Raw genomic sequence first — 13,493 nt, forward strand, 5'->3', positions numbered from 1 at the left:
TTCCATAAACAAGCAAGGGAGGCATTCGCCTCCCTGCTGTGATGCTATGCCGACATTACTTGACCAGTGTACGCCACTCTGGATGGTCCGTAGTCTTGCCGGTCACCAGGTCAAAGTAAGCCTTTTGCAGTTGTTCGGTGATCGGGCCACGGCGGCCGATCCCGATTTGACGCCCGTCGACTTCGCGAATCGGCGTCACTTCAGCGGCAGTGCCGGTAAAGAACGCTTCGTCGGCGATATACACCTCGTCGCGGGTGATGCGTTTTTCAACAAACTTGTACCCCAGCTCAGTGGCCAGGGTCAGGATCGTGCTGCGGGTAATGCCGTTCAGGCAGGCCGTCACGTCCGGGGTGTAGATCACGCCATCCTTGACCAGGAATACGTTTTCGCCCGAGCCTTCAGCCACAAAACCTTCGGGATCGAGCAACAGCGCTTCGTCGGCACCGCCGGAAATCGCTTCCTGCAGGGCCAGCATCGAGTTGATGTAATGACCGTTGGCCTTGGCCCGGGTCATGGAGATGTTCACATGATGGCGGGTAAAGGAGCTGGTACGCACCTTGATCCCGACTTCCAGGGCTTCGGCGCCCATATAGGCACCCCAGCTCCACGGCGCGATGATCACATGGACTTTCAGGCCGGTAGCACGCAGCCCCATCGCTTCGGAGCCGTAGAACACCATCGGGCGGATGTAAGCGCTGTCGAGGTTGTTTTCACGCACCGCAATGCGGGTCGCTTCGTTGATTTCGTCTTTGCTGAACGGGATCTTCATGCCCATGATGTGGGCCGAATCGAACAGGCGGTCAGTGTGCGCCTGCAAGCGGAAAATCGCCGCGCCCTGCGGGGTTTCGTAAGCGCGCACACCTTCAAACACGCCCATGCCGTAGTGCAATGTATGGGTCAGCACATGGGTCGTGGCATCGCGCCACGGCACCAGCTTGCCGTCATACCAGATCACACCATCACGATCAGCCATCGACATCATTACGCTCCTCAAAGAATCCAGCACCCGCACCACAAGGCGTCAGGCAAATTGGACGGGGCTTATGGACCCGCCGGATACGTTCTTACAGCTTTAACTCTGTGTGTGAGCCAGCAACCTAGCTCAATCCTAGCTCGGACCAGATGCGTCGCACGTGTTGACGCTCGACGACAAATTGATCCCCCGTGACCACCCCGGCCTCCTTTTGCAAGGCTTGGCGGTGGGCGACGGCGCGAAAGGCCTTGTACGCCTCGCGCAACAGGCTGGCATCGGTGGCGGGCATCAGCCCGACCTGTTCCAGCCCTTCCAGAATGCGGATATTGTCGGTGTAGCGCAGTAACGCCGGGTGTTCCCTGGACCACGCCAGGGCCGCGTATTGCACCATAAATTCAATATCGACGATACCTCCGGCGTCCTGCTTAAGGTCGAATGGCACAGTGGCCTCATAGGCATTTTCGGCAGTACCTGCGGCGGTTATCCGCGTGCCCAGGTTGTCGCGCATCTTGGCGCGCATCTCGCTGACCTCCTGGCGCAAGGTCGGCAAATCCCGCTCGCGGCCCAACACACTGGCACGCACCTGCTCAAACGCCGCCCCCACCTGCTTGCAGCCCACCAGCACGCGAGCACGCACCAGTGCCTGATGCTCCCAGGTCCAGGCTTCGTTTTCCTGATAGCGCTCAAAGGCACCGAGCGAACTGACCAGCAACCCCGAAGCGCCTGACGGGCGCAGGCGCATATCAACGTCATACAGCTGCCCGGAGTTGGTTTGCGCCGTCAGTAAATGGATGATCCGCTGGCCCAGGCGGGTGAAAAACTGCGCGCCGTCGATGGGCTTGGCGCCGTCGGTTTCGGCATTCGGGTCGCCATCGTGGATAAACACCAGGTCCAGATCCGAGCCATGCCCCAGCTCGATACCGCCCACCTTGCCGTAGCCGACAATAATAAAGCCGGGGTCGCACAGGCTGCCGTCGGTACGCTGCGGGGTGCCGTACTTGGCCACGGTCTGGCGCCAGGCCAGGGCCAATACTTGTTCCAGAATGGCTTCGGCCAACCACGTCAGGTAATCGCTGACCTTCATTAAAGGCAGGCTGCCGGAGATTTCCGATGCCGCGACCCGCAAACGGTGGGCCAGCTTGAAGTTGCGCAGGGCTTCCATTTGTTGCTCAAGGTCGTCCTCGGGAATGCGCGTCAAGCGTTCGCACAACTCGGCGGCCAGCTCAGGGGCCAGCGGTGGCTTGAACAGGCGGCGTTCATTGAGCAGCTCATCGAGCAGCAACGGGAAACGGGTAATCTGCTCGGCGATCCACGGGCTGGCCGCGCACAGCGTCAGCAAGCGGCGCAGAGCGTCGGGGTTTTCGGTCAGCAACACTAAATAAGCAGAACGCCGGGCTACCGCCTCGACCAGCGGCAACACCCGCTCCAGCACCAGATCGGGGTTGGCGTGCTCAACGGCCTGGGCCAGCAATCTCGGGATGAAAGCATCCAGACGCTCGCGGCCCAAGCGCTGCATGGAGCGCAGCTGCGGACTGGAACGCAGGGCAGCCAGTTGCTTGAGGGCTTTGGGCGCATCGACAAACCCGGCTTCTTCAAGCTGGACACAAGCGGCGGCATCGTCCTGAACTTCTTCCCACAGCGGCAACCACTCCCCACCGACAATCAGCTCGCCTTCGTCGATGACCTCTTCTTCATCCGGGTCGGCAATGACCTGACGGAAGTGCCAGTCGATACGCCCACGCCATGCCATCAATTGCTCATGGAATGCCGCCCAGCTGTCAAAACCCATCATAAAGGCGATGCGAGCCTGATCCTGCTGATTGTCGGGCAGCATTTGAGTCTGGCGGTCGGCAATGGCCTGAATCGCATGCTCGGTGTACCGCAGGAACTCATAACCTTCGCGCAGCTCGCTGACCACCTCTGCAGGCAAATAACCCTGGCCTTCCAGAATGGTCAGGACTTTGAGCAGCGGTCGTTGTTGCAGGCTGAGGTCTCGGCCGCCGTGGATCAGCTGGAAAGCCTGGGCGATAAACTCCACTTCACGGATGCCGCCCGCCCCCAGCTTGATGTTGTCGGCCATGCCTTTGCGTCGCACTTCCTGCTGGATCAGCTGCTTCATGGTGCGCAGCGCCTCAATCGCCGAGAAATCGAGGTAGCGGCGATACACAAACGGACGCAACAGGCTGAGCAGCTGTGCGCCCATGACCTGATCACCGGCCACGACCCGGGCCTTGATCATCGCGTAGCGTTCCCAGTCGCGCCCCTGATCCTGGTAGTACTGCTCCAGCGCATTGAAGCTGAGCACCAGCGCACCGGACGAGCCATAAGGACGCAGGCGCATGTCGACGCGAAATACAAAACCGTCGACGGTCATCGGGTCCAGTGCCTTGATCAGGCGCTGGCCCAGGCGGATAAAGAACTCCTGATTGTCCAGCGGGCGCTTGGCCCCTGCGGTTTCACCACCCTCAGGGTAGGCAAAGATCAGGTCGATGTCCGAAGACAGGTTCAACTCCACGGCACCGAGCTTGCCCATGCCCAGGATCACCATCTCCTGTGGCTCCCCACTGCGGTTGCCGACGGGGGTGCCAAACTGCTGGCAATGCCGTTGATACAACCAGCGATAGGCCTGGTCGATGCTGGCATCGGCCATGTCCGACAGGTCGCGGCAGGTTTCGATCAAGTCTGCCTGGCGGTTGAGGTCACGCCAGATAATCCGGATTTGCTGGCGAGTACGCTGGCGGCGCAGCGCCCGGCCCAACTCATCATCGCTGCTGGCTGCCTGGGCGGCAGCAGCAATCTGCCCACACAGTTCACCGGGGCCGAAGCTGCGGTCCAGCTCGCCGGAGTGCGCCAGTTCGAGCAACATCAAAGGGTCACGCAAAGATTGTTCTATAAAGAAGTCGCTCGCCGCACTGACCCGGTTGAATGCCGACCAGCGCTCGGGTGACCAGGCGTCGAGCCCCTGCCCGCCCTCAAGCCCGGCGACTGCTGCGCGCCACGACTGCTCGGCACGGCTGGCCAGGGGCTGTAAAAGGGCAGGAATTGGAGCAAGCGACGGAAGGCTCATGGTCTATCCTTGATCGGCGATGGTGTTGCCGAGTACGGTGACAGGAAGAAACAGCGGTTTAATCCGACTGTCGAACAAAGGTTATAAATAGCTCGAAGATCACTTTGTTTAGCATCCAGCCCGCATATTCAGGGCTGAAAACTGATAAACGCACCAACAATATCGATTTTTCGCACAACGAAACAGGTGGCCATCAGGACCAATCCTGTAGTTTTACTACTGGCTCATGCACTCGAAAGGCTGAAATGGCCGACGATTTGTAGTAAAACTACACGCCGCTGGAATCAACCTCCGGCCATCCAAGAATTTATGTCGTCTGCCCACAAGGCCAGTCGCAAACTCAGGCAACCGATTCTGGAAGCCTATCCGCCCTGGAGCAAGCCATGCAAGACCTCGATCCCGTCGAAACCCAGGAATGGCTGGACGCCCTGGAATCGGTTCTCGACAAAGAAGGCGAAGACCGCGCTCACTACCTGATGACCCGTATGGGTGAGCTCGCTACCCGCACCGGTTCGCAGCTGCCGTATGCCATTACCACGCCTTACCGCAACACGATTCCCGTAACCCACGAAGCACGCATGCCTGGCGACCTGTTCATGGAACGCCGCATTCGCTCGCTGGTTCGCTGGAACGCGATGGCCATGGTGATGCGCACCAACTTGAAAGATTCGGACCTGGGCGGTCACATTTCCAGCTTCGCTTCCAGCGCAACCCTGTATGACATCGGCTTCAACTACTTCTTCCAGGCCCCGACCGACGCACACGGCGGCGACCTGATCTACTTCCAGGGTCACACCTCGCCAGGCGTTTACGCCCGTGCGTTCATGGAAGGCCGCATCAGCGAAGAACAAATGAACAACTTCCGCCAGGAAGTGGACGGTCAGGGCCTGTCGTCCTACCCGCACCCTTGGCTGATGCCTGATTTCTGGCAGTTCCCGACCGTATCGATGGGCCTTGGCCCGATCCAGGCGATCTACCAGGCGCGCTTCATGAAGTACCTGGAAGCCCGCGGCTATATCCCTGCTGGCCAGAAAGTCTGGTGCTTCCTGGGCGACGGCGAGTGCGACGAACCGGAATCCCTGGGCGCAATCTCCCTGGCCGGTCGTGAAAACCTCGACAACCTGATCTTCGTCATCAACTGCAACCTGCAGCGCCTCGACGGCCCGGTTCGCGGCAACGGCAAGATCATCCAGGAACTCGAAGGCGTATTCCGCGGTGCTCAGTGGAACGTGACCAAAGTCATCTGGGGCCGCTTCTGGGACCCGCTGCTGGCCAAGGACGTCGACGGCATCCTGCAACGTCGCATGGACGAAGTCATCGACGGCGAGTACCAGAACTACAAAGCCAAAGACGGCGCGTTCGTGCGTGAACACTTCTTCAACTCGCCGGAACTCAAGGCGATGGTTGCAGACCTGTCCGACGACGAGATCTGGAAGCTCAACCGTGGCGGCCACGACCCGTACAAGGTCTACGCGGCGTACCACGAAGCGGTCAACCACAAAGACCAGCCAACCGTGATCCTGGCCAAGACCATCAAGGGTTATGGCACCGGCGCCGGCGAAGCAAAAAACACCGCGCACAACACCAAGAAGGTTGATGTTGAAAGCCTGAAGCTGTTCCGCGATCGTTTCGACATCCCGGTCAAGGACGACGAAATCGAAAACCTGCCGTTCTTCAAACCTGAAGAAGGCAGCGCCGAAGCCCGCTACCTGAGCGAGCGCCGTGCTGCACTGGGCGGTTTCGTGCCTCAGCGCCGCGCGCAGAGCATCAGCATCCCGACCCCGCCACTGGAAACCCTCAAGGCCATCCTTGACGGCTCCGGCGACCGTGAAATTTCCACCACCATGGCTTTCGTGCGCATCCTGGCGCAGCTGGTCAAGGACAAGGAAATCGGCCCGCGCATCGTTCCGATCATCCCGGACGAAGCCCGTACCTTCGGTATGGAAGGCATGTTCCGCCAACTGGGCATCTACTCGTCCGTCGGCCAGCTCTACGAGCCAGTCGATAAAGACCAGGTGATGTTCTACCGCGAAGACAAAAAAGGTCAGATCCTCGAAGAAGGCATCAACGAAGCAGGCGCCATGAGCTCCTTCATCGCCGCCGGTACTTCGTACTCCAACCACAACCAGCCGATGCTGCCGTTCTACATCTTCTACTCGATGTTCGGCTTCCAGCGTATTGGCGACCTGGCCTGGGCCGCTGGCGACAGCCGCACCCGTGGCTTCCTGATCGGCGGCACCGCCGGGCGTACCACGCTCAACGGCGAAGGCCTGCAACACGAAGACGGTCACAGCCACATCCTGGCCGGCACCATCCCGAACTGCCGCACCTTTGATCCAACCTACGGCTATGAGCTGGCGGTGATCATCCAGGACGGCATGAAGAAGATGACCGAAGAGCAACAGGACGTCTTCTACTACATCACCGTGATGAACGAGTCCTACCAGCAGCCAGCCATGCCGGCCGGTGTCGAGGAAGGCATCGTCAAGGGCATGTACCTGCTTGAGGAAGACACCAAGGAAGCGGCGCACCACGTCCAGCTGATGGGCTCCGGCACCATCCTGCGTGAAGTCCGTGAAGCGGCGATCATCCTGCGTGAACAGTTCAACATCGGTGCTGACGTCTGGAGCGTTACCAGCTTCAACGAACTGCGTCGCGACGGCCTGGCCGTAGAGCGTCACAACCGTCTGCACCCAGGCCAAAAGCCTCAGCTGAGCTACGTTGAAGAGTGCCTGACTGGCCGTAAAGGTCCGGTTATTGCCTCTACCGACTACATGAAGCTGTTCGCCGAGCAGATTCGCCAGTGGGTACCGGTCAAGGAATTCAAAGTGCTGGGCACTGACGGTTTCGGCCGCAGCGACAGCCGCAAAAAACTGCGTCACTTCTTTGAAGTAGACCGTCACTTCGTGGTGTTGGCAGCCCTGGAAGCATTGGCTGACCGTGGCGATATCGAACCGAAAGTGGTGGCAGAAGCCATCGTCAAGTTCGGCATCAACCCGGAAAAACGCAACCCACTGGACTGCTGAGGAGAATATTTGTGAGCGAACTCATTCGAGTACCTGACATCGGCAGCGGCGACGGTGAAGTCATCGAGCTGTTTGTAAAAGTTGGCGACCGTATCGAAGCCGACCAGAGCATCCTGACCCTGGAATCGGACAAGGCGAGCATGGAAATCCCTGCTCCCAAGGCCGGTATCGTCAAGAGCCTGAAGATCAAGCTGGGCGACCGCCTGAAAGAAGGCGACGAACTGCTGGAACTGGAAGCCGAGGGCGCCGCTGCGGCGCCTGAAGCACCAGCCCCTGCGGCTGCCCCGGCTGCGGCTGAAAAGCCAGCTGCCGCCCCTGCTGCCGAGGCCCCAGCGGCCCCGGCTGCACCTGCCGCAGCTACCATCCAGGACATTCACGTCCCGGATATCGGCTCGTCGGGCAAAGCCAAAATCATCGAGATCCTGGTCAAGGCCGGCGATACCGTTGAGGCTGATCAATCCTTGATCACCCTGGAGTCCGACAAGGCCAGCATGGAAATTCCATCGCCAGCCGCCGGTGTGGTTGAGAGCATTGCGGTCAAGCTGGATGACGAAGTCGGCACTGGCGACTTTATCCTCAAGCTCAAGGTTCAAGGCGCTGCTGCCCCTGCTGCCCCGGCTCAGGCCGCTGCTGCTCCAGCACCGGCCAAAGCTGAAGCCCCTGCTGCTGCCCCTGCGCCAGCCGCCAAAGCCGAGGCACCTGCCCCGGCCGCCGCGCCTGCGCCAAAGGGTGGCAAGGTTCACGCCGGCCCTGCCGTGCGTCAACTGGCCCGCGAGTTCGGCGTCGAGCTGAGCGCGGTGAACCCGAGCGGCCCGCACGGCCGTATCATCAAGGAAGACGTGCAGGCGCACGTCAAAGCCATGATGCAGAAAGCCAAGGAAGCACCGGCCGCCGGCGCAACCGGTGGTGCTGGCATTCCGCCAATTCCTGCAGTCGACTTCAGCCGTTTCGGTGAAGTGGAAGAAGTGGCCATGACCCGCCTGATGCAAATCGGCGCGTCGAGCCTGCACCGCAGCTGGCTGAACATCCCGCACGTGACCCAGTTCGACCAGGCTGACATCACCGAGCTGGAAGCCTTCCGCGTCGCGCAAAAAGCCGTCGCAGAAAAAGCCGGCGTGAAGCTGACTGTACTGCCGCTGCTGCTCAAGTCCTGCGCCCACCTGCTCAAGGAAATGCCGGACTTCAACAGCTCGCTGGCGCCAAGCGGCAAAGCGATCATCCGCAAGAAATACGTCAACATCGGCTTCGCCGTTGACACCCCGGATGGCCTGCTGGTGCCTGTGATCAAGAACGTTGATCAGAAGAGCCTGCTGCAACTGGCTGCTGAAGCGGCTGCACTGGCTGCCAAGGCCCGTGACAAGAAGCTCACCGCAGACGACATGCAAGGCGCGTGCTTCACCATTTCCAGCCTCGGGCACATTGGCGGCACCGGCTTCACGCCGATCGTCAACGCACCGGAAGTGGCGATCCTCGGCGTTTCCAAGGCCACCATCCAGCCAGTCTGGGACGGCAAAGCCTTCCAGCCGAAACTGATGCTGCCTTTGTCGCTGTCCTACGATCACCGTGTGATCAACGGCGCGGCTGCTGCACGCTTCACCCAGCGTCTGAGCCAGTTGCTGGGCGACATCCGCACTATCCTGTTGTAAGCCACACGCCCGGCCTTCTTCACCGAAGGCCGGGGGTAGCGCACTGTTTTCCGAGCGCCACGCTCGTACCTCAACCCCGCCATTTGGCGGGGCTTTTTTTTGCCTGCGATTTGAAGAGCCCCTCACCCCAACCCTCTCCCGGAGGGAGAGGGAGCTGATTGGCGGTGCTCTTGAAATCGCGTGCGGTCAATCCCCTCTCCCTTTGGGAGAGGGGCTGATTGGCGGTGTTTTTGAAATCGCAGGCGCTCAGTCCCTTCTCCCTTTCGGAGAGGGCCTGATTGGCGGTGCTCTTGAAGTCGCGCGCGGTCAGTCCCCTCTCCCTTTGGGAGAGGGCTAGGGTGAGGGGCTTTTCTGACACTCACTGCCCTTCAAGCACTACACCCAGCGCTGAATCCATGAATGGGTCAACCACCCAACCACTTCTACCGTTAACCAAAGGACTTGAATCACGCGATTGCCATCGCCCAAACATCAGAAAGGATTTCGATGTGATCTCACCTACAGTTGGCCCGATAGTAGGTTTTACCACCGCACAACACGCCCGTATTTTCGTGCGCGGCGACTCCGATAAAAACAACGCCGTATTCGCCGGTATCCGGCACCGCAAGGCTGGAGACAGCCAATGGTCAGCCGGTGTGTTTTCCAGGCTGAGCCCTGAATTCGACATGTCCGACACGCTGGTCCTGCACAATCTGCGCAGCGATACCCTCTACGAATACCAGGCAGGCTGGTTCGCCACCTCAAGCCCGGGGCATACGCCTGAAACAGTCAAACAAATTGCACTGCAATGGCCAGCCACGGTTTACACCTTCAAGACCGACTCTACCGCGCGCAACCGCACCCGCCGGTACGTTACAGGATCCTGCCGCTACCTCAGGCTCACGGCTGGCATCCCTTCGGCTGCGCACCTGGGTGATGAGATCTTCGCCAGCATCCACGCCCTGGCCCGCCAGCAAGGCCTTGATGCCGTGGTCATGACCGGTGACCAGGTGTATGTCGACGACCTGAATATCATCGCCCCGGACAGCGACTACCCGGCCATCACCCGCAAATACCGTGCAGCCTTCAGCCAGCCCAATATCCGCTCACTCATGGCCCGCACGCCGACGTACATGATCCTCGACGACCACGAGATCGAAGATAACTGGCCAGCCAATCGCAGCAACGGCGACACGGCGCTCTATAACAACGCCATGCGCGCTTATGAGGCTTACCAGTGCAGCCACGGCCCGGCTCACGCGCTACAGCCAGACGGGCGCATCAATCGCAACTTGAGCCGCTACTGGTACATGTTTGCCAACGCCGATATCGACTGGTTTGTCATGGACTGTCGCACCGAGCGAATCCTGGCCGGGCGCGACAAACGCATGATTGGCGTCGCGCAGGAGCAGGCATTGCTCAAATGGCTGGTCAACAGCACGGCCAGGGTCAAATTTATCGTCAGCAGCGTCATGTTCATGCCTGACCAACGGCGTGACAGCGACGGCTGGAAAGCATTCACGACACAGCGCAACCGGATCCTGGAGACCATTCGTTCCAACGCCGTCAAGAACGTGGTGTTTGTGTCCGGCGATATTCATGGCTCGCTCTGCTGCCAACTGACCCACGACAAGAGCCCCGACTTTATCGTTCACAGCGTGGTCTCTTCGCCCCTGTGCAACACCCGGCTGCTGCCGTATGCCAATGTTGGCGATCTGCTCGTCAACACCCCCCTGACGACCGTCGGCACCGGCACCTACTCGCTCACGCTCAACAGCCGCGTGGTCAGCGAGGACAACTTCGCCTGCCTGACCATCACCGGCCAGCAGTTGAAGGTCGAATTTCACAATAAAAAGGGCCGCATCATCGAGACAGCAACTATTGCACTCAAATAAGCTCCAAAGCTTATCGATCGACCTGTAGAAAATCGCCGGCCGGCCGATAAGCCCTTATAGCACTTAGCCTTTATGTTCACTTGTCAGCACGTTGAGCATGATGCAACCTTGCCGCCATCCACAGAAACAGGGTGACAGCCCGTGCGCAAACCGCATTTGTGAAGCGAGTGCCCCAATGAAAAGCCAACCTGATGCTGCCCCGCGTTTGGCAGCCGAGGTCGTCACCCAGCTCCCCGTGCCCTCCCGGCTCGGCATGCTGCGTTTCGAACGGCTTAATGAAGCCAGCTGGGCCATGCTCTACCTCGACCCCCATTGCGAGCGCCAATTTGGCATGCCCGCCGCGGATCTGTGTGCGCTGGTCGGCTCGCCCTACGCCAGCCTGATGGAGCCCCAGGCACGCTATCGCCTGCACGATGCCATCGAGCAGCAACTCAGGTCCCGCCATCACTACGTCGTGCACTACACCCTGCACACCGCCCTGGGCCCACTGAACCTGATGGAACTGGGCGAGGCCTACAAGCAACACAACCGGCATTTTTTGCGCGGCTACCTGCTGGCCATTGAAGACAGCGCTGCCAGCCCTCTACCGGCCCCGGTGGCTGAACTGGAAACACAGAACAGCCGCCTGCAGATCGCCCTTGCACTCAACCAGCGCACCCAGGCCGATCAACTCCAGCATCTGGAACGCGTGCGCGCCCAGCAGGATCTGATCCTGCGCCTGGCCCGCCACCGCTACAGCCAGCACAACTCGCTGCAAGAAGCCGCCGAGCTGATCACCCGCAGTGCCTGCGATATCTATCAAATCGATGGTGCCAGCCTGTGGAACCTTGAAGGCAGCCAGTTGCTGCCGGTTTCAGCCTTCCAGCGCGAGGCCCAGGCGCATATTGCCCAGGATACCTTCGACGCCAGCCTGTTCCCCGACTACCTCGAAGCCCTGCACACCAGCCGCTCGATCGATGCGACGAACGCCAGCCGCGACCCACGCACCCGCGAGCTGGTGGCCAGCCTGGGGCGACACGATGCCAATGCCATGCTCGACGCCGGCATCCGCATCGACGGCCAGGTGGTCGGCGTCCTGTGCCTTGAGCAAGTGGGCAGGACCCGCGCCTGGCAGGCGGATGAAATCGCCTTTGCCGGGGAACTGGCCGACCAGTTTGCCCAGGTCATCAACAACCACAACCGCCGTGCTGCCACCAATGCCCTGCACCTGTTCCAGCGCGCTGTCGAGCAAAGTGCCAACGCCTTTTTGCTGGTCAACTGCGACGGTGTGGTCGAGTACGCCAACCCCAGCTTTACCGCCATCACCCAGTACACCACCGAAGAAGTCCGGGGCCACAAGCTGTCGGAACTGCCGGCACTGGAAAACCTCAGTGACCTGCTGTTCGACGCCCACTCAAGCCTGAGCAAAGGCAATAGCTGGCAAGGTGAATTCAAGAGCCGGCGCAAAAACCTGGAGCCCTACTGGGGCCAGATGTCGATCTCCAAGGTGTATGGCGATAACCGCGAGCTGACCCATTACATCGGCATCTACGAAGACATCACCGAAACCAAGCTGGCGCAGCAGCGTATCGAACGCCTGGCCTACACTGACAACCTGACCAATCTGGGCAATCGCCCGGCGTTTATCCGCAATCTCGACGAGCGTTTCGCCCGCAACAGCAACACCCCGGTGTGCCTGCTGCTGGTGGATATCGACAACTTCAAGCGCATCAATGACAGCCTCGGCCACCAGACCGGCGACAAGCTGCTGATCAGCCTGGCCCGGCGCCTGCGCAACAGCCTGAGCGTCAGCGATGGCCTGGCGCGTTTTGCCAGCAACGAATTCGCGGTCTTGCTCGACGACACTGACCTGGCCACCGGGCAACAAATTGCCAGCCAGTTGTTGATGACCCTCGACAAGCCGATGTTCGTCGACAACCAGTTGATCAGCGTCACCGGCTCGGTCGGCGTGGCCTGTGCGCCCTTGCACGGTCGCGACCCGCAAACCCTGATGCGCAACGCGGGCCTGGCGCTGCACAAGGCCAAGGCCTGCGGCAAGCATCAGGTGCAGGTGTTTACCGAAGCCTTGAACGCCGAGGCCAGCTACAAGCTGTTTGTCGAAAACAACCTGCGTCGCGCCCTGACCCAGAACGAACTGGAGGTGTTCTACCAGCCCAAGCTGTGCCTGCGAACCGGGCGCCTGCTGGGCATGGAAGCGCTGTTGCGCTGGAACCACCCGAAAAACGGCATGATCCGCCCCGACCAGTTCATCAGCGTGGCCGAAGAGACCGGGCTGATTATCCCCATCGGCAAGTGGGTTGCCCGCCAGGCCTGCCGCATGAGCCGGCAACTGAGCATCGCCGGGCTGGGCAACCTGCAAGTGGCGATCAACGTATCGCCCAAGCAGTTCTCCGACCCGGATCTGGTTGCCTCGATTGCCAGCATCCTCAAGGAAGAACAGCTGCCGGCGGCGCTGCTGGAGCTGGAACTGACCGAGGGCCTGCTGCTGGAGGCCACCGACGACACCCGCCTGCAACTCGACCAGCTGAAAAAACTGGGCCTGACCCTGGCCATGGACGATTTTGGCACCGGCTACTCGTCGCTCAGCTACTTGAAAAAATTCCCGATCGACATCATCAAGATCGACCGCAGCTTTATCAAAGACATCCCCGACAACCAGAACGACATGGAGATCACCTCCGCGGTGATCGCGATGGCGCACAACCTCAAGCTCAAAGTGGTTGCCGAGGGTATTGAAACCGCTGCACAGTTGGCCTTCTTACGCCGCCATCGCTGTGATGTGGGCCAGGGCTATCTGTTCGACCGCCCGATTCCCGGTAGCGAACTGATCGAAAAGCTCAAACGCTATCCGCGCGGCCCCTTGGCCTGACAGCGCCGCAACACTCGGGCACACTATTGGCCTGACTT

General features: G+C 60.3%; 6 protein-coding genes. 4 read left to right on the forward strand and 2 right to left on the reverse strand.

Translation table 11 applies throughout. The annotated features are described in order from the left end of the window. Positions 1-55 precede the first annotated feature (55 nt). Together BLU25_RS12670 and glnE are read right to left on the reverse strand one after the other, a co-directional pair. Complete coding sequence (locus BLU25_RS12670) at positions 56-979, reverse strand: branched-chain amino acid transaminase (protein ID WP_016783247.1); 924 nt, start codon at positions 977-979, stop codon at positions 56-58. A 118-nt stretch (positions 980-1,097) separates the two neighbouring features. Then, positions 1,098-4,040, reverse strand: a complete 2,943-nt coding sequence (glnE, locus tag BLU25_RS12675; RefSeq protein ID WP_016783246.1) for a bifunctional [glutamate--ammonia ligase]-adenylyl-L-tyrosine phosphorylase/[glutamate--ammonia-ligase] adenylyltransferase — start codon at positions 4,038-4,040, stop codon at positions 1,098-1,100. A 383-nt stretch (positions 4,041-4,423) separates the two neighbouring features. On the opposite strand from glnE, the gene aceE reads away from it, so the two are divergent. The 4 genes from aceE to BLU25_RS12700 all read left to right on the forward strand — a co-directional run bounded on the left by aceE (position 4,424) and on the right by BLU25_RS12700 (position 13,455). Beyond that, positions 4,424-7,066 carry a pyruvate dehydrogenase (acetyl-transferring), homodimeric type gene (aceE, locus tag BLU25_RS12680; RefSeq protein WP_016783245.1) on the forward strand — a complete coding sequence of 881 codons (2,643 nt, stop codon included), beginning with the start codon at positions 4,424-4,426 and terminating at the stop codon, positions 7,064-7,066. A gap of 11 nt (positions 7,067-7,077) precedes the next feature. Then, positions 7,078-8,712, forward strand: a complete 1,635-nt coding sequence (gene aceF, locus BLU25_RS12685; RefSeq protein ID WP_083369665.1) for a dihydrolipoyllysine-residue acetyltransferase — start codon at positions 7,078-7,080, stop codon at positions 8,710-8,712. A gap of 488 nt (positions 8,713-9,200) precedes the next feature. Further along, on the forward strand, positions 9,201-10,586 hold the full coding sequence (locus BLU25_RS12695; protein WP_016783242.1) for an alkaline phosphatase D family protein: 1,386 nt from the start codon (positions 9,201-9,203) through the stop codon (positions 10,584-10,586). A 175-nt stretch (positions 10,587-10,761) separates the two neighbouring features. Further along, a complete protein-coding gene (locus tag BLU25_RS12700; protein ID WP_083369666.1) occupies positions 10,762-13,455 on the forward strand; it encodes a sensor domain-containing phosphodiesterase in 2,694 nt (897 codons plus the stop codon). The last annotated feature ends 38 nt before the right edge of the window (positions 13,456-13,493 follow it).

The organism is Pseudomonas fragi (genome assembly GCF_900105835.1).
GTDB lineage: Bacteria > Pseudomonadota > Gammaproteobacteria > Pseudomonadales > Pseudomonadaceae > Aquipseudomonas > Aquipseudomonas fragi.

What these genes read in the sequence shown, in the direction of transcription:
- glnE (WP_016783246.1), bottom strand. Translation starts at nt 4,040, where the DNA reads ATGAGCCTTCCGTCGCTTGCTCCAATTCCTGCCCTTTTACAGCCCCTG.
- BLU25_RS12670 (WP_016783247.1), bottom strand. Translation starts at nt 979, where the DNA reads ATGTCGATGGCTGATCGTGATGGTGTGATCTGGTATGACGGCAAGCTG.
- aceE (WP_016783245.1), top strand. Translation starts at nt 4,424, where the DNA reads ATGCAAGACCTCGATCCCGTCGAAACCCAGGAATGGCTGGACGCCCTG.
- BLU25_RS12700 (WP_083369666.1), top strand. Translation starts at nt 10,762, where the DNA reads ATGAAAAGCCAACCTGATGCTGCCCCGCGTTTGGCAGCCGAGGTCGTC.